This is a genomic window from Legionella birminghamensis, assembly GCF_900452515.1.
Taxonomy (GTDB): Bacteria; Pseudomonadota; Gammaproteobacteria; order Legionellales; family Legionellaceae; genus Legionella_C; species Legionella_C birminghamensis.
Genome location: NZ_UGNW01000001.1, coordinates 3,140,027 through 3,159,231, shown reverse-complemented (window position 1 = coordinate 3,159,231; position 19,205 = coordinate 3,140,027). Strand labels below are relative to the sequence as shown.

The window sequence follows — 19,205 nt, the reverse complement described above, 5'->3', positions numbered from 1 at the left end:
TAAATCTAGTGAGCTAAGAAAATTGATTTCTAATACTCCATTCTTTCCTGACGCGCAGATGGACTGTAATTTTCGCATCTAACCCAACTTTTTATGCATGAATAAACAAAGACTGATAATTTTAGGAGCAGGAATAAAATCCATTGCGCATTTGACGAAGGAAAATATTGCTGCCATCCAACAAGCCACAATAGTATTATGCTTAATGAATGAGCCTGTTATGTCACAGTGGATTGGTCAACATGCAAGACAAGTCTTATCATTGAATGAAATTTATTTCTCCTGTAATGATCGAGTAGAGAGTTATAAGAAGATCGTCCGGGAAGTGCAAGCCCATTTAACAAAGTATAATAATGTTGCATTTGTCGTTTACGGACATCCATTACTCCTATCTAGCATCAATAAATACTTGTTAAAAGAAATTGATAGAGTATCTATTGAGATTTTAATACAGCCAGGAATTTCCTCCTTCGATTGTCTACTTGCTGATCTTGAAGTTGATCCATTATGTGGGTGTTACTGTGTAGAGGCGAGTGAACTATTAAGAAAAAACAAATTACTCGACTCGACAAATCATTTAATCATTTGGCAGATAGGCATACTCGAAGATCCTGGAACAAAGAATAGCTTCAATCATAAAGCCTTTGGTGCGCTTAAAAATAAATTATTACTTGTGTATCCAAAGAATCATCCATGTGTCATCTATGAGGGCTCTCTATATCCACATATTTTGCCCAGAGTAGAAAAAACGACACTTGCAGAACTTGAGTGCGAAAATTTTTCCAGGCTATCAACGCTATATATGTATCCTCAAACTAGCAAACACTTTTAGAAAAACAATGAGTAGAGGGAGTTAAATGAGTTACTGTTTGCTTACTAGGAAGTTGCTTTTAATATATGCCATACAATCAACTTGTGGTGGAACTGCTTTTTACATTTCTCTTTTTCTAAGTGGTTATTCTCATTTAAATCCTGCTCAAATTGGACTTGCCTTATCTTTTGGATCTGTGGGAAACATTGCTGGTGGCTATATCGGAGGATATCTTTGCGACAAATATAATGCTTCGTATAATTTGAAATTTGGTTTACTAATACAAGGTAGTGCGCTGTTCTTATTGGTGTTTCTCCAACAATTCAAGTTTATTTTAATAAGTATGATGCTAATGGGGTTTGGTAGCTATTTGTATGTGACTTCTAGCAATTTCATTTTAAACTCTAAGTTTAATAGAGATCAAAACAGTAGAACGAAGATTATTTCTGATCAGCATATTATATCAAATATTGGGATGTTTTGTGCCGCGATATTAATGGGCTATAGCACAGATGGATATTATAAGATTATCTTTACATGTATTGCTTTTACCATTATCACAGTAGGTATCACTTTGAGGCCTTTTGCAAAAAATGATTTCGAAACTAAATTTGATTCGCATATTCAATTGCAGGATTTGGCTGCAAAAAACTACATCTATCTTTTAGGAATTATTACAATTGGTGTCGTAGGTTTGATGTTTGCGGCACATCGTATTGGCCTTCCGATTTATCTGAATGCAAATTTTGGTAATATTAATACAGGTTTCTTGATGGCATTAAATCCATTGATAATTCTTTTTTTTCAAAGAAGGATTATTCGCTATTCATCAAATAATGAATTCATTGCAATTGTTATAGGGTTAATATTATTTGCTTTTTCCTTCTTAATTTTAAACTGCTCAGCAACAGTATTCATTGTGATTTTTTCTACTATTCTCTTAACGATTGGTGAAATTTTAACAGTGACTCACGCTCAATCTATTGCATTTGGCTATGCCCCAAAAAATAGTAAAGGTAAGATTATGGGGCTGTATAAAGCAATGTATTCGATTACAAAAGTATTCGGATCATACTACTCCGGGATCATTATCTATAATTTGGGTTATGTATACCTTTGGAGTATTTCCTCATATCTCGGTTTCATGGGCTGTTTTATAGCCTTGATCTATTTTTTCAAGCATAAACATTTAAATTACTTCGGTGCGGTGGGAGAACCTAATACATCCACGAAAAAATTTTGAATCTTTAGAAGGAAACAAGTTAGTTTGAAGAGCAGAGGAAAATGAAAATCTTGAGTCAAATTTCACAAGGTAATCTATATTATTAATTTCTCCATCAATATCATTTGAATTGTGAAAAAAGGAAATATTAATTGTTTTGGCAATATCTTGAATAATGGTATTGGAGCAGAAATGATTGTCTTTAGCTAGCTCCATAATTAGTTCCTGACTTATATCCTGAAGATCTTTCAAGGCAGACATTGTGCTTGACTGTTTTGATGCTGGCGAAAATGTTCTAGTTGTAGGGAATTGTAATGAATAGTAAATAGGACTCGATGTAGAGTCTTTAAGATTGAAATAGTCAGGTCCTACTATTGTTGGTGCTATATTTTTTAAATTGTATACCTGTAAAAAAACTTCTTGTAATACTTCAATCGGTAATAGGTCACTGTCAGTTAATGGCTTAAAGCCTGGCATTTCGCCTGCCATTATATCCATTAAGTGTTTAAATGTATCAAATAAGTAAGGGTTAGGTTTCTGATTTGTTCTCTCAATTAAAAGTGAATAAGCAGTTTGATAATGTGGAAGATTTTTTTGATATAGGGCGCTTGCTGCAAAAATTTTATAAAAGTATCGTTGTACTTTATACCACTTAGGATCATATTTGATGCTGGTCATCCATTTTTCAGAAAAATAAATTATACTTGATTTCCACTTGGTGCTTGATTTATTTAATATCTTATTAAACAAATCAAATTGATCATACAAAAATTGTGGAGTTTTAAGCTTAGCGTTTAGTTCTCTTCCTAATTTTGTGAGCTTATGCTGACAACCGATGCTTGGAAGCATAAAAATTGAACGCGCACCGGACATAAGAGATAAAACACCCATTGGGGAGTAATTATGTGGACTATCAACATCTAAAAGTTTTGTATAGCTGAAGAACTCACCAGGTTTTTGCACTCGAATTGGGAGTGTTATTTTCTTCTGCGGTAGATCAACATACCACTCTAGATATTTATCTAAAACCATTGCTACGGGAGAACTGTTAAGGCCATATCCCAATTCCGATTTCAGAGGCTCTGGCAGTTGAGTAGAATTTAACCTCAGCAGACTATTATTTTTAGTGAAGATAAATTGGCTAAGCTCATCCCCAAGAAGTACTCCATAAGGAAAGTCTAACCTATATATAGGATATTCAGAACATGGATTGATTTCGTCTATTAGATCATAAAATTCTTTGTTTATTAGTTTGATTTTTTGTTTGATGTCGGGCCAAACTAAACGTTCCAGTGCTAGGTTACTTATATCCATAATAAAACAATAGGTGTATTTTTGCCCAGTGAATTTAGCATGCGATTTTATCATATAATTTGGTGAATAAAATTATTGAATTTAAAAATTATTTTTCTAGCTTAAACTTTCTCCTAAATGAAATTAACAGGAGCTCTGAATGAACGAAGAACCGCAACGCGTCCTAGCCTACCAATTAGCCTTAACCATAAAAGACGAAGCCTTGATGAAAGTTGCTCGGCGTTGTGATCAGCGAAGTTTCAGGCATTTGTTGGAAGCTAGAGATCGGGATAATCAGAAGAGGATGTTGACTGCTATTTTCCCGCCCTCAAGTCATTTTTATTTTATATAAGAAAAAATCTTTCTCATTGAGCTTTAAGGAAGAAGTAATGAAGTTTTTAATTCCTACTGATTTGAATGATACCCATGCATTGTTTGTGAAGTTGGCGTTGGAGCGCGTTAACCATGAAGTGAGGTTGATGTATCCAGCGGATTATCCGACTCGGCAAACTAACTCGGTTTATATCAAAAATGAATCATATGAATGGCGTTGTTCGGATTCTTATGGTTCGATTCTAGATCATCAGTATGATGTGGTATGGTGGCGAGGGGTTAGAACTTTCATTCCGCGGGAGGGTTTGCATCCAGATGACTATGAGTTCAGCCTTAAAGAGAATGCCTTATATTATGATTCCTTGTTTCAGAATTTAAACGCGGATGCCTGGTGGGTGAATAGTAAAGAGGCTTCTAACCGCGCGCGTTCGAAGTTATTACAGTTAAAATTAGCGCGGGACTGTGGGTTTTTAGTGCCTCATACGTTGTTCTCCAATGATCCCTTGGAGATTCGTCATTTTGTGATTAACAATGAAGATAAAACAGGGGTTATATATAAACCACTGACGACTTCCTGCTGGTACGAAGAAAAACAAATCAAAATGGCTTCTACCTCTCATGTCCGGTTTATGGGATTGCCGCATAATAAGGCTTTACAATTAACGCCAGGCATTTATCAATTGGAAATCAAAAAAGACTATGAAATTGTTGTGAATTGCTTTGGTGACTATATAGTTGCCGCAAAACTATTAGAGCATTCTCCAGATGAAGGCGCTTTGAATTGGCAGGCGATTTCTCAAGGCAGGGTGGATGTGGAGCCTTATGATTTGCCGGAAGGACTTCAAAAGAAACTGCGTTTAATAATGTCCAAATTAGGCCTGGTTTATGGGGCATTCAGTCTTTGCCGTGATAAAGACGGGCAATATATTTTTAATGAAGTGCATGAGGATGGCCAAATTCTATGGCTGGAAGAATGTAACCCTGAATTCAGAATATTGGATGTTTTTGTGCAGTTCTTACAGGCAAGAACAACAAAATTTAAATGGCAACCGAAGAAGTTTCAACATAGTCTGGAGCGTTACAGAACAGATGTCAGCCGCATTTTTACAGAAAACCGGGATTATCGGGTCGATTTAAATGCCCTTCCTTTTGAGTCAATGAATTATGTGATGAAGATAATGTATGAGAGGGAATGGTGGAGCTGCTGATGGACAGGGAGCTTCGTTATTTACTTTGATCGTAATGATCAGACAGTGGGTGATACCCTAATGCGCATGCAATGCAGATCCTCACTTATTATTTCTGCTTTCAGATAATCACGATAGAAGCTTAGCGATATTGAGTTGTTTGCAAGCACAAATCCTTCAATTCTTCCGCATCCTTCGACGACGGCAATTTTCTTGATTTCCTCCATCAACAAGGTGGCGCCTTTCTTGCGACGGTACTCTTTTCTGACAAATAAATCATTGATATACAGATTTTTGGATGGATTATTTACAGTAAAATTTCTATTGTCGATGGCGTAGTTAACAAATCCAGCCGGTTCTCCCTCGATAATCAAGATTAAGAAATAAGCAATTGGTTGTTCGCAGAAAATCATACTTTTAAAACTTTCTTTTGAATAATTGAAGCGATGTAAAACACCTTGCTCCTCTAGATCTTCTTTTAGAGAACTATAGATGAAATCAATATCTTTTGAATTGGCAGGACGTACATTTTGCATGATAGATCTCATGGAGATTAAAGTAGTAATTATTTGATAGGGCTGTTGATAGTAGTGACAATAAAAAGTCGCTTGAATCATCCCAGCTTCAATCAAATACAAGCCTACTATTTTACATTATGGCGTGCTGAAAAAAATAAAAACTATGGAATTGTAGCTGTATAATAACTTATTCTTCACTTAACCAGAACGAAATCGCTCTAATACTCTGTTCAATGACAGTCACTACTTGTTGGTAAAGCGGCTCTAGCAATTGCTTTTCCCCGGATTTCCAGTATTGATCAAAATATTGGCAGGCCATTTTGAGTTGCATGGTGCCAACATAAACTGCACCGCCTTTAATTTTGTGCACCAATTGCTGCGTTTTTTCCCAGTTTCCATCGTCATGCGCTGATTTTAATTTTTCGGTATCATCTGGCAAGGATTCAGACAGCATAAACTGAAGCATCTCTGTGAAATTGTCTTTATCGCCTAAGGTTTTCAATCCTTCTTCAATATCCAGGAGAGGAAATACTGAGAGTTCAAACCATTGGTTCTCTTGAGTAGCAGGCTTGGATGAATCATTTGGATTATTTTTCAACGATCCTTCTTTTAGTTTGTGACCAGGAATGAACGCAGCCAGTATATCCTCACAGTTTTGCAGGGTGAGCGGTTTAGTCAACACGGCATTCATGCCTGCTTCAATACAGCGTTTCTTACTCTCATTGCCTGCATGGGCAGTGAGGGCAATGATGGGAACATGGGTTTTTCTAGCTAACTCCTGCATTCGGATTTGATGAGTGACCTCATAACCGTCTAAATCGGGTAGACCAATGTCCATGAGGATTAAATCAAACTGTCCGCCTTCCCATAAGGTTATCGCTTTTTTACCTGTTTCTGCTATTTCTGCAACGCAGCCTAATTTTGCCAGGAACGAGCGGGCAACGGTTTGTGCAATCGCATTATCCTCTACAACCAGGACGCGAAGTGAATGGCTTGATTCATCGCGAACGACAGGTTTTATTTGCTGGGCATAGGTGGTTTCATAAGGTCTGTCAATCACTCTATCCAGCGAACTGTCTACGCCAAAACCATCGTCTAATAGAGGGGCCTGGAGAGGAATGATGCAGGTAAAGCATGTTCCTTTTTGAAGCTCACTTTTTACATAGATTTCCCCATTGAGCTCATCGATAAATTGTTTGACGACCGCCAAGCCCAAACCGGCTCCCTTGTAAATTCCTTGATAGGAGGGAGTAAGCCGTTTAAATTGCACATAAATTTCATGCTGCTTGTCTTTGGGGATACCCATCCCCGAATCCTCAACGATAAGCTTTAGCACCATTTTTTGATCGTCACGTTTAGCTAGTAAAGCAGACAGCTTAACAAAACCGGTATCTGTAAAATTTAAGGCGTTTGCCAGGAGTTCTAAAGCGACCCGATGAATCCGCACCTTATCGCCAATGACATATTTTGGTATAGCTGAATCGAAGTGTAAGGAGAGGGCTAATTTTTTTGAGCGGCTTTGGCACAATTTAGTTTGATCACATTCTCCAGGGCATCCTTTAGATTAAACTTCTTCTTAAGCTTTGGGATTTCCCCTGAACTCACGCGGATTGCTTCAAGTACTTCATCGAGCAAATCCAGTAGGGCATGACTTGAGGCGACTAAGTTATCCGCATATTCCTGAACATGACGGGGATCGGGATCCATCTTGAGCAATTCTGCAAAACCCACAATACCGGTCAAGGGAGTACGGATATCATGACGCATGTTCTCCAGGAATTCATTCTTCGATTGGTTGGCAGACTCAGCACGCTCCTTGGCTTCCTTCAGTGCGATCTCTAGTTGCTTTCGCTCAGTGATATCGATAGAAATCCCAACGACGCCAATGACTTCTTTCTTTTCATCAAAAAGGGGAACACGGTGAGTAAGAAAATGGATAATTCGCCCATCGCTGTGCGGAATAGGCGGCTCTTCAATATTTAATTTAGGAAGGCCTGTGACGATGACTTCTAGGGTGTCCTGTTTAAACGATTGGGCGGCTGTATCACTCCATCGACCAATCCGTTGCATGCCATCAAAGGTTAACCCTTTGAATTCATCGATAGAATCCAAACCAAACATGGTTAACACATTTTTATTACAGCCGACAGCGCGCCCTTCTTTATCCAGCCAATACACATTTCCTGGCATGCAGCCAATAATGGTCTCGTAATAGTGGATAACTTTTTCAAGGATTTCCTCAACGCTATGATTCTGGCGATGGGTAATACTTAGCAGTTGTTCCATTTCACCTAACAGTGTTACAGACTTTGTGCTTGATGTCTTCATCAGAAGCTCTTTTTTATCAACCTCTTATTAGTTTAGTGTTTCACAATTGATTTTGCCTCGGACAGCAAAGTTTGTAAATCCACGGCTCCAGGGACATCGGCTGTTGTTTTCTCTTTTCGGGTGGATGATTCCTGCGCAAAAAAGCTCAAGTTGCGTGCGGCTTGTTGGATGATCTTTTTCTCCGCTATTAAACCGGAAAGCGTTTGTAGGCAACAGGCGAAGTAGAACAGTAAACCCTTGGTCGTTGGTGAGTAAGTGATAACAGGCTCCATTGTGGTTAAATTCACGACAGCAGAATAAGGATGTCCATCTGTCTTGAAGTGTTTTGTAAATTGCGCATGCAACGTTTCATAATGTAATTGAATTTGCTTTTCGGATAAGGGAAGCAGGGAACAGGTTTCATAAGGCCTGTGGCCACGGGAGCATGACGCGATAAATACTGCATTCGCTAATTTAAAAAGCTCTTCCAAATTTTCAGGCCATACCTCCTGGGCATCTAATGCATCCCGCCAAACGGTCTTTTGTTCTGGATTGATTTCATTATGAATGAGACGTGTTAGGCAGCTCTTAACGAATGCTGCCTCTCTTTCGTAAGGGTTTTGGGCAGACAAAAAACTATCGACGTTTAATTGGTTGAACAGTGATAAGGCAGGATCGGATGGACTTAGTGCTTGTAAAAGATTATCAAATGGTGATTGAAAAATGACTTTAACTCCTTGTTTAGAAGCGATTCCGCCAAGATTATTCTCATAATATGTTTTTCGTTCCCAAATAAGTTGTATGAATTCGTTTAAAGCCGTATCGGTCATTTGCTGATGAAAAAAGAGCTTGAGGCCGAATAAAAGATAATCGTAAACCGGTAAATGATAATGGATTAAAATATCGGCATTAGGTTTGGCAAGCGATTTTACTAATAGACAGTTTTTCTCAAATTCATTGAAAAGCATTTGCTCAAAGGGATTGCTGGTGGTATCAGTATAACCAGTAACAGAATTCTCATGGAGAACAGCAACAATAGTGGCGCCAGGCTGTAAGCGGATGTGATGATTAATAAGCTCGATTTCCTCCCCTTTATCAGGAATAGCCCTGAGACTCGCTCCAAACATACAGCCTGCTGTGACAAATTGACTAAATCCATTAAATTGCTGAAAAGGAGCGGGGGATTTAGATAGCCAGGGGTAAACATAAGTGCCCAATGCGCCTTGTGGATTGTTAACAAGAAGCGGTAGAAATATTTCATCCCGGCGTTGTTTGTTAAACAGAACGGTTGGCTTTTCAGGTAAGGGTATAAGTGTTTGGGAACGACCATTCATGAGTCGATTCAGTAAGGCCTGGGTTTTATTCACTGCACGGGTATTGGGGCTTGGTAAAGGTTTATCTCCTTTTTCCCCTGTATGAAAAAAAAATTCCCTATTATTAATAAGGAAGCTTTCAGTCTCTGGGGATGCGTCCTTAGCTTCTGGTTTCGGCGAAACAACCAGGAGTCCTCGCTTAAAAAAAACAGGATTTAAATATAGGTCACCATATTGTAGCCAGAATGGTGTTACCTTGTTGTCCGTGGTCTCTTTCTTTTCTTCCATTTGCGAGTGAACCAGTGGATTATACATTGCGTCTCAATACTTATGACTAGTATAGTCTAAAAGGGGTTCTATAGACCTTTCGTCTAGTGAGGGATAATTTTTTTGCTGGACTGGAGCATCAAAAAAATGTCTAATGAGCCAGTGTCATTTCCCTTAATACCACTTATTCAGTTCAGTTATTTTGAAGTCCACTACTGTTTGCTGAATTAAACGTGAATTCTTCTGATTGTTTATTCCTATTTACAGTTCTTTTTTTAAAAAAACAACTAAAAGGAAAACATGCAAAACCTGAAGGTGGAGGGGAATTTTCATTTTCTGCTATTCCCCCAGTTGTAGCAGCAGCAGTAGGGTTTTCAGCGGTTACATCCAAGTTGGGTTCATCAGTTTCATAAGTGCTTTTTTTGATACAAATTCGGGATGGTTTGATATTTTGCAAACCCGTGAGAACAGGATGCTTCATAACAAGTAATTTCTCAATAATCTCATTAATTGTATTATTATCAGGACCTCCAGCCAGACCCCTGAAGGGCTTAATTTTTTCAATAAGAAATTCACATGAGCTGATAATGAAGCTTTTATTTTCTATTTTATCTTCATTATCAATCAAAAAAACTGCGGTTGATAATGGGTTGGCAAGAAACAGCCGGAGAGCAAATATTTTCTGAAAATTAAAAACATAGACGGTCGTTGAATTAGTATTTTCTAACCTGGAAAAACTCTTTTCTTCATCCCATTTGGTATCTGAAAGAGCCTGGTTTAAATCATCAACTAATTTTTTGAGATTTCCCAAGCTGGAATCCGATTGCTTATACTCATCTCTTAGACTAATTGTAAGTAACAAGCCATTCATGATAAAATCTGCGTTGAAAAGTAATGATAATTGTCGGGAGAATTCACTGCTTATCAAGCAGTCCAATGCTTGAAAGATACAATATTCAATAAATTCATTTTGTTTGATATCAATTTGTAATTGTTGATAATAACTATTAAGAATCGAATTAAAATCGCCTCTGTTTAGCAGGATATTTCCAATAACTAAAGCCTTGTGCAGCCTAATCTCCAGCAATTCTTCTAAAGTGTTAACCTTTTTTAATTTATCCAAATAGACTTCATCAGTCATTTTCAGGTGTTCAAAGGTAAGTCTCATATTTGATAAGCGCTCATATAAATTTTTATCGGCTAAGCACAATTACCACTAAGCATAGATATAAGCATTTGACCGTTGATCTTCAAGATCAGATAAGGTTTTTCTTGTTCTAGAATAGAGAGCCTCTATAGAATTACATAAATCGTCTAGTGGGGGATAAGTTTTTGGTTGACTGGAGCAACAAAAAAAACTGTCAAATAAGCCGGGATCTTTCCCTTGGTAATATATTATATCTTCTAATTTCTTTTTATTTAATTGCAGGGTATCTCTTATTGGTCCATAACCTTCAAGAGATATTAAATTATCCTTTATCGCTTTTAATTTATCTTCCATTAATTTATTTTCCCTGCTGATTGGGAGTGTGTCTATAAATTTAGTAATTCGCTCTTTCATGGTTTGTACTGCATTATCCATAATAGAAAAAATATATGCATGATACTCTCTATCCGTTCTGCTCTGCTCTTCGCGCACCTTTGCTTGCCGTTCCAATCTGCTGTGAAACGCTTCTTCAGTTTTTCTTAGCCTCTCCTGTTCTGCATTGAATTTTATCCAAAATTGATTGCTCTCGTATTCACGCTGTCTATTAAGGCTGTCAGTTCTCTCTTGCAAATTTGCTGCTTCATATTCTTGTTTGCGTTGGTCAAGAAGCCTTTGTCTTTCTTGAGAGGCTCGATTTTCTTGGGCTCTGCTTTCTTCTTGTTTACGCCTTTCCTCGGCTTCGGCAGCATAATCATATCCCCAGCTATATTCAGTTCCACGTGGTTGGGGAAAATAAGTTTTTATCAATACACCGTGTTTTCTATACATAAATGCCTCAGTAATCTGCTCACAGTTCCAGAGTTGCTTTTAAGCTAAAAAATAATAGCCTAGTTTGGCTGATATTATTCCACACATCCTCTTAACACCAAAATCCGCTTGTCCTCGCATGTTGAATTCTGATTTATTTTAGTGTAATTTAGAAGCTTCTGAGTCAGTGTGTCCAAAATAAATGCCTAAATATTCTTGCGCAACAGAGGATGAAGATTCCAGCTATGAAAGCGATGATGGCAGCTCTTACTTTCCTGCAGCTACAGCCCAATACAAGCTTGTTGAATATAATCCCCCCCAAAAAATATCCCATAGAAGCATTCAAATAGAACCAGTGTTTGGGGGAATAAACTATTTTTTAGGCAGCAAACATAACACTCAAAGGGGGTATATTGCTTTTAAAGATCTCTGCTCTGAAACAAAGGGTTTAACTGCATTAAGCGGTCCGAATTGGTTCGAAGAAGTGGTGAGGTACTCAAGGAAGATTATTGACATTGTTTTAAACAATAAGCATGGAAGGAAAGGTTATCTTGCAACAGGAACTTATTCTTCGGCAAGACTATTTTCTGCAAAATCATCCTTGCAAGAAGAGCGCAGAAAAACTAAAGTGGTTTTGGATCCCGTACGATGCGATTATAAGGAAAGCAGAAAAAAATATCATTTTTTTAAAAGTCTTTATCCGCATGAAAACAGCTTTTATATGGAGGACCAAAGCAAAGACACCTACCGCTTAGTCTTACCCAATATTCAAGGTTCTCTTTATGGCGATTTGCCCTTAATTACTGATTCTAATGAACAAGTTAAATTATTTTTGGCGACAATAAAAGCCTTAAAAGACTGTCATTCCAAACACATCGTATGTCTTGATTTGAACCCTTATAACATTAAGTATATTGCCCCCTGCAGTGAATACAGTTTGGGGCGTAGTTTCTTAATTGATGGCGGTTTTTCCAATGCCCCAGGCGAAATAATCGACACGGAATTTTTCAGATGTGAGACAGAGGAAAAATTGACCAGGCGCCTTGCGTCATGCGATTATATTGCTCCCGAATGTTGGTATATAGGCATTGCACCTTTTGCCTCTGAGAGTATGGATATCTATTCGATGGGGAAAATACTAACAAAGATGATGTCGCCACTTTCGCCTGAATTAATTCCTTATCTAGAAGCCTGTTGCGAACAAGAACCTTGTAAACGACCCACCCTTGAAGAATTAGAACAATGGCTTGAATGCTTATTGCACCTGAATGAAACCTATTCACCCTTGATGTAAAGCGCCGATAGTCCTTATCGGGGCTTCCAAATAACGGCAAGATTATCATCTGAGGCATAGGGTTTTTCTGAAACGCAGATTGCAGGTTTCAAAGTATTCCCGGGAGCGGCTTGCGAGATTGTATTTTCAGTTATCGCGGGCTTAAAAAAAGGTATAGTCACCCGGCTATGGCCGAATTTAGCTGGTTTTGTATAAGCTTGGATCATAGCATCGTCAACAGTTTCCCTTGCCTTTCGATGCACAGAAGTGGACTCAAAGGAGGCAATAGCAATGTCTCGATACTTCATTAATTCTAACCTGATGGCTTCTTCATTATTGCCATAGAAGGCTTTTAATTGCGAATGATATCTAAACAAATAAGCGACTGTACCAAAAAAAGCACTGATTTTTCCTTCATTTAATTCCTCAGATAGCTGAGGCAAGCTGGGAGTTTCAGAGATTAAAAGATTATGCATTAATAAAGAGCCAATGCAATATCGGACGAATGAAGAAAGATCGATGAGTTTTTTATCGAGTACAATATGATTCTGGTCAATAAAATCCATTCGAATATTTCGAATAGGGAACATAAAAATATTAACTTCGATTTTGTGCTTATTCTTGAGTTCTCTAATCACCTGAGCCAGGAAACTCGAGCTTTTCAATCCCTCGCTATTTAACTCCAGAGAAAATGGGAAGTTGCCATTTTCTTCATTTTGTTTGAGTAATAATTCTTTCAATGTCTGTTCAAACAGGCTAGGCCATTCTGGAGAGATCTGGTTTGCCTTATGTATATGTTGCTTTTGCAACCGCTGGTGGGCAGAAACATTACGTCGCAAGGATAATTGTGGATCATTTCCAGTAATGACACCTAATAAAAGCAGCTTCCACCAAAATGCGGCTGCTTCAATCTGAAGGGGTGTGAGTTTTGTACTTAACTGCATGATTGATTCATCTTAATAAAAGGTGTCTATTATATAGCATTAATGAGCAAAAATAAACCTCAAGGTCTTTTGTTTGCATAATTAGCATGCTGATTATTCGATATGATTATAATGCGATAGTTTCAAGCCCAGCAGAGGACCCTGAAATATAAATCGGTAGAAATAAAGATACTAAAAGTAGCGCTGTTTTCTTATAATCGCCTTCTATTTGAGAGGAACACTGCCATGCAGAATAGCCTGCGCCTGTATAAAAAACCGGAAACAATTGGTGTCTATTTAGGGGCTAATGTCGGTAGCATGATGGCATTCAAACAGTCTGTTTTGAAGCTTGCCCATGAAATCATAAAACATGAACTTACCTTAATCTATGGCGGCTCCAGTTTTGGGATGATGGGTTTATTAGCCACAACGGTTAAAGAATCAGGCGGCAGAGTCATTGGTGTTATTACCAGGCATTTAATCGAGCAGGAAAGGCCATTAGATTCCCTGGATGAACTGATTGTTGTTGACTCAATGCAGGAACGAAAGAAAATAATGCAGCAGCTCTCGGATGTATTTATTGCAATGCCAGGAGGCCTGGGAACTTTAGAGGAGGCAATTGAGACTTGGAATGCGATAAAAATAAAAGAATTGGATAAACCATTTGGCTTTCTTAATATTGAAGGATATTTCGATAAACTTTTTGATTTTATTGGAAACTGTCGGGATTATGGATTTATACAATCAGAGCAGGCAAATATCCCCTTCATTGAAGCAGATCCTGAAAGCTTACTGAATGAACTAATACTCGACACAGAAAGCGCTCATTAAAGACAATTAAAAAGGACTTACATGCATTACTGTCCACTTACCCGAAAACTCCTTCTCATTTATGCCATCCAGTCATTGGGCGGCGGGATTGCTTTCTACATTGCTCTTTTTCTCAGCGGACATGCTCATCTAAGCGCCGCTCAGATTGGCGTCATTCTTTCATTCGCTTCTATTGGCAATATTGCCGGGGGCTATCTTGGGGGTTATCTCTGCGATAAATGGAATGCTTCCTATAATTTGAAGATTGGACTGGGCATTCAGGGCGGCGGCTTGTTTTTACTTATTTTTCTGCAGGAATATCATTGTATTTCAGTGATTATGATGATGATGGGCTTGGGTAGTTATTTATATGTTACATCGAGTAATTATATCCTTAACTCCAAATTTAATACCGCTCAGAGGAATCGGACCAATATCATTGCTGATCAGCATATCATCTCTAATATTGGGATGTTTTTTGCAGCCATATTGATGGGGTACAGTACGGAAGGGTATTATCAGATAATATTTACCGGTGTATCACTAACTCTCTTGCTGATCGCGCTGACGTTAAAAACAGTAAAGGAAGAAGACTTTAAAACCTCAGGAAATTCAAACACTGGATTACCAACTTCAAGTAATACAAATTACCTTTCTTTTCTTGGTATCGCTGTCATTGGTATTATTGGATTGATGTTTGCAGCGCATCGTGTCGGTTTCCCCATCTTCTTAGATATCAATTTTGGTAATATTCATACCGGATTTTTAATGGCATTAAATCCATTAATTATACTGATGTGTCAGAAAACGATTGTCCGTTATTCGACAAGCAATGAATTTATGGCGATTGTGATTGGTCTTGTGTTATTTGCCTTTTCTTTTCTTATCTTAAATTATTCGCCGACTCTGCTTATAGTATTAATCTCAACTAGCCTTTTAACAGTGGGCGAAATTCTGGCGCTGACTCATGCACAATCAATTGCTTTTGCTTATGCACAACCCAATAAGCGCGGGAAGATAATGGGCTTATATAAAGCGACCTATTCATTCACCAAGGTCTGTGGAACTTACTATGCAGGAATGATAATTCACAATTTCAGTTACAGTTACCTTTGGGCCTTATCAGCCTGTTTTGGTTTTTTCGGAGCGGTTATGGCCCTGATGTTTTTATCTAAAAAGGGCTTTGGAGCTTGGGGCAACAGTCCAGCCTGTTAATTTTCAGATTCACCCTCAGTCATATGAATAGGGCATTGTAATTTGCAGATTTTAACAAGATAATGCTGCAATACTAACTAATCAGGGAGCGATATGTTTAACTTTTTGAAAAAGTTCACTCCGGCCCAGCCTGCCGCTGAATCAGCCGCTAATCTCAGGAATGATAAGGGAGAAACGGCAGTCCATCTGGCAGCAAAAGCCAATAATGTCGACAGGCTGATCGAGTTACTTGGCGCTCCCGAATTAAAAGTCAATGCTCAAACGGATGCTGGCGATACAGCCCTCCTGATCGCTACCCGTAATCATCAGCTTAAAGCCGTAAATGCCTTGCTTGAAAAAGGCGCCTCAAAAACAATAAAAAATAAGCAGGATGAGCTGCCGATTCATTTCGCTGTAACCACCGCGGATCATAGTTTGAGTCTTTTGCTTGTTGAGAAAGAAACACTTGATGCACCTAATGTGTACCATGAAACGCCTCTACATTATGCAACCCGCGCAGGAAGTCTTGAGAATGTAAAGATGCTATTAGCTAATAGTGGCAGCCTGACTAAGGCCACAGTGAAAGATCCAGCATTTACAATTAAAAAGACCACTTCGCTGCCTGGATTAAGCACGCCTGTACATTATGCATTATATGAATCGCAATTGGAGATTTTGCGTGAGATGATGCGATACGATTTCAATCCATCTCAACAAAATCAGCGTGGAGAAACCGCCGGGTTTTTGGCAGTCAGCCATGCGCAGGCCGCATTGTTGACCAATGAAGATCTCCAGGCATTATTAGCTAGAAAAGCAGTCACTAAACTGACAGTGAAAAAAGAGTCCGTGCTGCATGCTGCTGTAAAAAACCAGCAGATTAGTGCCGGGCAATTCACCACTATTTTGTCTATCATAAACCCTGAAATACAGGGACAAGGCAAAATCATCGATCATGGCCTGATAAACGCTCAGAATAATACTGGTAAAACCGCACTGATCATTGCTGCTGAAAAAGGGGATATACTCAAAGCACAGGCATTGCTGGATAATCAGGCAAATCCTGATTTGAAGGATAATGCCGGGTTTTCAGCCTTTATGTATGCAGCGAAACAGCAAAATCTCGATATGCTACGAGCACTCAAGAAAGCGGGGGCTGATTTCTCAGGGGAGCCTGGTCAACTCGCCATTAAAAACGCTGCACTAAAAGGGCATTTTGCAGTTGTCACCGAGTTAATCAAATTAGGGGCACCGGCAAAAACCCCGATTTACCCTTCTGAAAAAAATAAAGAGTCAGGTTTAACCAGCTCAATCTCCATTAGTAAAACCCATATCAATGAGGGTGATGGTAAAGATCTTACCCGCTGTATTAAAAAAGGGGATACTCCCTTGCATATTGCGGTGAGAACTAATAATTCAGTAATGGCTGAAGCGAGTCTGGAAGCGGATAAAAGCCTGGTTAATTTCCCTAATTCAAGAGGTAAAACGCCAGCACATTCTGCCGTCAAGCTCCTGAAAGATGAAATTGCCCCCATTCTGCAAGCGAAAGGGGAGCCCATCAATGAGTGTACGCGAGTTCCTGGCAGTAGTGACAACGATCCGCGGTACTACACACTGGATATGGCGACTTCAGCAGTTCCTCAGTTTACGACTGAGGCAAGACATCTTTTTTTCCAAGGCAAACATCAGCTTTCTTCAGAACAGATTGCCTATCGGGATCGATTGACGGCCAAATATAATCCGCAAACAGCCAATGCTCAGCCTGCACAGGCGGGTGCCTCAAGTCTGGTTGTCGCGGCAACCCAGCTTGATGAAAGGCATGGCGAAGCGGCCTCTTATTTAAGTAGCCAGCTTTAGTCATTTATCGTTGCAGTCTGTTCACCGCCGGCTGCATAAATCTGCCAAGGAACTATAAGGATATATAAAATGGATTTTATAAAAAAACTGTTTTGCTTTTTAGGGATTTGTGTCATCATTTCCAATGGTTTTTCAGAACCCTCAGCAATCCCAGTGGTTTGCGATCAGGAATATGCACTGTGTACTTCTGCCCGTTGCATTCCTCTTCCAGGAAGCTCAGACGATGCAATTTGTGACTGCGTTGTTGAAAAGGGTAAAAGCGTCGGTTTTACAAGCTGTGACCAGCGAAAACCGGGGGAGGATAAATACAAAGCTGCTTCAATTGTTTCCACCTTTTCGTTCGAGCAATTCAGTACAAAAAGACCTATTAATTGTTCCCAGGGAATGCCTTGGACCAATTGCGTTGATATGCCCTGCACAGTGGATCCGCAAAATAAAAAACGCGCCTTATGCAAGTGTAAAATCGATAACACCCAAGCCTTTTTTACCTTCGGGGGCGACTGTGATATCAGTACCTGCGCGACAGGGTTCTGGTCAGGGTCAACACCCGAAACGGCTGCTATTTTGCGAAAGGCTTTGATGCAGGCGACTGGTTTAAAATCCATGACTACTCCAGCCGTTTGCGGCGTCCAATCATCTGAAAAGGATTCGCAATGACTAGCATTGACCTGGAAGCGCATTTCTATACGCGGGCAGTTTTTGATTATTTGACCCGGCGAAAAGAATACCCCCGCTTTGTTAAAGAGAATGAGCCAGGGGCTTTTTCGCTGCAGTTTACCGATGACATTTCACTTTACCAAACGGAAGAGTTCATCAGCGTTTTGTGCGATTTAGGCGAAAAGCGTATCAGGGAAATGGACGAGGCAGGGCTGGACATTCAGGTTTTGAGTTTCTCAACGCCTGGAATTGACGAGTTGATGCCAGATTATCAGACGGCAAATTCGTTTGCGATTGAGTTAAATGATCTTGTGTTTGAAACCGTCCAGAAAAATCCCAGCCGTTTTATGGGTTTTGCTACCATTGCCCCTTATCAGCCTGAACTGGGAGTGAAGGAGTTGGAGAGGGCAATTAATCAGCTAGGATTTGCAGGCTGGCTGGCGCACTCTAATTTTGGCGATGGAAATTATCTGGATGATCGAAAATACTGGCCGCTGCTGGAAGCAGCGGAAAGTCTGAATATTCCTGTATACCTTCATCCAACGACCCCCTTGACAAAAGAATTCGGAAAATATGGTTTCTCTTTAGGAGGGCCGCCACTGGGATTCCAGGTAGATGCCGCTTTGTGTCTGTTAAGAATGATTTATGCGGGTGTTTTTGATCAATTTCCTAAATTGACAATAATCCTGGGCCACATGGGTGAAATGCTCCCTTTTCTGATTCCTGATCGAATCGATTGGGCCTATGCCAGTCCCAGTATCTCAACGTTAGAGGGGTTTATAAAGAAAAGGCCAGCAATTAAACGGACTCCTGCGCAGGTGATAATGGATAACGTTTATGTGACCACTAGCGGTCGCTTTTCCAAGCCATTATTGGACTATACCCTGAAGGTTATGGGGGAGGATAAATTAATGCTGGCAACAGATTACCCTTATGAGAACCTGAAACAGAGTATGGATTTTATTCGCGGCTGCGGTTTGCCTGAGGCCTTATTGGAGAAGATATGCTCAGGCAATGCGAGACGCTTGGGGATTGGGAATAGATAATCTTGAGAGGCAAGTAAGCCTGCCCCTTGGCGTGAGCTAACGGATGCACTGAGCAAAACTACCATGCGCTGCGCGAATCTACGAATGCTTGCGCAACCTCACGAATCCCCGCGGCATCGACCGCGGGGCCCATGTCTGGTGGACGAACATGCTCTTCAGAGGAATTCAATGTTGCCGTAAATAGCAAGCAGTTAGGAACAAGTCTTTCAAACATAATCCTAAATTAGCAAAACCAATATTCTA

At 39.5% G+C, this 19,205-nt stretch carries 18 protein-coding genes; 10 read left to right on the top strand and 8 right to left on the bottom strand.

Going from position 1 to position 19,205, the window contains the following annotated elements:
* Positions 1 to 97: 97 nt before the first annotated feature.
* Both DYH42_RS13440 and DYH42_RS13435 read left to right on the top strand, forming a co-directional pair.
* Positions 98 to 832 (top strand): SAM-dependent methyltransferase, encoded by a 735-nt coding sequence (locus tag DYH42_RS13440; protein ID WP_058525063.1) that lies wholly within the window; start codon positions 98 to 100, stop codon positions 830 to 832.
* Between the two features lie 25 nt (positions 833 to 857).
* Positions 858 to 2,054: an MFS transporter gene (locus tag DYH42_RS13435; protein WP_058525062.1), complete on the top strand. Its 1,197-nt coding sequence runs from the start codon at positions 858 to 860 to the stop codon at positions 2,052 to 2,054.
* On the opposite strand, the gene DYH42_RS13430 is transcribed toward DYH42_RS13435, so the two are convergent.
* Positions 2,001 to 3,347, bottom strand: a complete 1,347-nt coding sequence (locus DYH42_RS13430) for a hypothetical protein (protein WP_058525061.1) — start codon at positions 3,345 to 3,347, stop codon at positions 2,001 to 2,003. The two genes, DYH42_RS13435 and DYH42_RS13430, sit on opposite strands and share 54 nt — an antisense overlap.
* Before the next feature lie 139 nt (positions 3,348 to 3,486).
* On the opposite strand from DYH42_RS13430, the gene DYH42_RS13425 reads away from it, so the two are divergent.
* Both DYH42_RS13425 and DYH42_RS13420 read left to right on the top strand, forming a co-directional pair.
* A complete protein-coding gene (locus DYH42_RS13425) occupies positions 3,487 to 3,678 on the top strand; it encodes a hypothetical protein (RefSeq protein WP_058525060.1) in 192 nt (63 codons plus the stop codon).
* Between the two features lie 37 nt (positions 3,679 to 3,715).
* Complete coding sequence (locus tag DYH42_RS13420) at positions 3,716 to 4,867, top strand: MvdC/MvdD family ATP grasp protein (RefSeq protein WP_058525059.1); 1,152 nt, start codon at positions 3,716 to 3,718, stop codon at positions 4,865 to 4,867.
* Positions 4,868 to 4,905: 38 nt separating this feature from the next.
* Here the strand turns inward: DYH42_RS13420 and DYH42_RS13415 are convergent, their stop codons facing one another.
* The 6 genes from DYH42_RS13415 to DYH42_RS13395 form a co-directional block, all read right to left on the bottom strand.
* A complete protein-coding gene (locus DYH42_RS13415; RefSeq protein WP_058525058.1) occupies positions 4,906 to 5,382 on the bottom strand; it encodes a GNAT family N-acetyltransferase in 477 nt (158 codons plus the stop codon).
* 169 nt (positions 5,383 to 5,551) lie between these two features.
* On the bottom strand, positions 5,552 to 6,811 hold the full coding sequence (locus DYH42_RS16810; RefSeq protein ID WP_237759070.1) for a response regulator: 1,260 nt from the start codon (positions 6,809 to 6,811) through the stop codon (positions 5,552 to 5,554).
* A 53-nt stretch (positions 6,812 to 6,864) separates the two neighbouring features.
* Entirely contained in the window at positions 6,865 to 7,692 is an 828-nt protein-coding gene (locus DYH42_RS16805) for a histidine kinase dimerization/phospho-acceptor domain-containing protein (RefSeq protein ID WP_237759069.1), read from the bottom strand.
* A 32-nt stretch (positions 7,693 to 7,724) separates the two neighbouring features.
* A complete protein-coding gene (locus DYH42_RS13405) occupies positions 7,725 to 9,299 on the bottom strand; it encodes a hypothetical protein (protein WP_058525057.1) in 1,575 nt (524 codons plus the stop codon).
* Positions 9,300 to 9,444: 145 nt separating this feature from the next.
* On the bottom strand, positions 9,445 to 10,392 hold the full coding sequence (locus tag DYH42_RS13400) for a hypothetical protein (RefSeq protein ID WP_131793032.1): 948 nt from the start codon (positions 10,390 to 10,392) through the stop codon (positions 9,445 to 9,447).
* Between the two features lie 75 nt (positions 10,393 to 10,467).
* A complete protein-coding gene (locus DYH42_RS13395; RefSeq protein WP_058525055.1) occupies positions 10,468 to 11,226 on the bottom strand; it encodes a hypothetical protein in 759 nt (252 codons plus the stop codon).
* 181 nt (positions 11,227 to 11,407) lie between these two features.
* Here DYH42_RS13395 and DYH42_RS13390 point away from each other — a divergent pair, with 181 nt between their 5' ends.
* Complete coding sequence (locus DYH42_RS13390; protein WP_058525054.1) at positions 11,408 to 12,499, top strand: protein kinase family protein; 1,092 nt, start codon at positions 11,408 to 11,410, stop codon at positions 12,497 to 12,499.
* A 14-nt stretch (positions 12,500 to 12,513) separates the two neighbouring features.
* Here DYH42_RS13390 and DYH42_RS13385 read toward each other — a convergent pair whose 3' ends face one another.
* Positions 12,514 to 13,422 carry a hypothetical protein gene (locus tag DYH42_RS13385; protein WP_058525053.1) on the bottom strand — a complete coding sequence of 303 codons (909 nt, stop codon included), beginning with the start codon at positions 13,420 to 13,422 and terminating at the stop codon, positions 12,514 to 12,516.
* A 225-nt stretch (positions 13,423 to 13,647) separates the two neighbouring features.
* Between DYH42_RS13385 and DYH42_RS13380 the strand changes: the two genes are divergently transcribed.
* The 5 genes from DYH42_RS13380 to DYH42_RS13360 all read left to right on the top strand — a co-directional run bounded on the left by DYH42_RS13380 (position 13,648) and on the right by DYH42_RS13360 (position 18,962).
* The gene (locus DYH42_RS13380) at positions 13,648 to 14,232 is read left to right on the top strand and encodes an LOG family protein (RefSeq protein ID WP_058525052.1); all 585 of its coding nucleotides are present in this window, start codon (positions 13,648 to 13,650) and stop codon (positions 14,230 to 14,232) included.
* 21 nt (positions 14,233 to 14,253) lie between these two features.
* Positions 14,254 to 15,426 (top strand): MFS transporter, encoded by a 1,173-nt coding sequence (locus DYH42_RS13375; protein WP_058525051.1) that lies wholly within the window; start codon positions 14,254 to 14,256, stop codon positions 15,424 to 15,426.
* A 93-nt stretch (positions 15,427 to 15,519) separates the two neighbouring features.
* Positions 15,520 to 17,259 (top strand): ankyrin repeat domain-containing protein, encoded by a 1,740-nt coding sequence (locus DYH42_RS13370; RefSeq protein WP_058525050.1) that lies wholly within the window; start codon positions 15,520 to 15,522, stop codon positions 17,257 to 17,259.
* A 69-nt stretch (positions 17,260 to 17,328) separates the two neighbouring features.
* Positions 17,329 to 17,916 (top strand): hypothetical protein, encoded by a 588-nt coding sequence (locus DYH42_RS13365; protein ID WP_058525049.1) that lies wholly within the window; start codon positions 17,329 to 17,331, stop codon positions 17,914 to 17,916.
* On the top strand, positions 17,913 to 18,962 hold the full coding sequence (locus DYH42_RS13360; RefSeq protein WP_058525048.1) for an amidohydrolase family protein: 1,050 nt from the start codon (positions 17,913 to 17,915) through the stop codon (positions 18,960 to 18,962). The genes DYH42_RS13365 and DYH42_RS13360 overlap by 4 nt, the downstream gene beginning before the upstream one ends.
* Positions 18,963 to 19,205 lie beyond the last annotated feature (243 nt).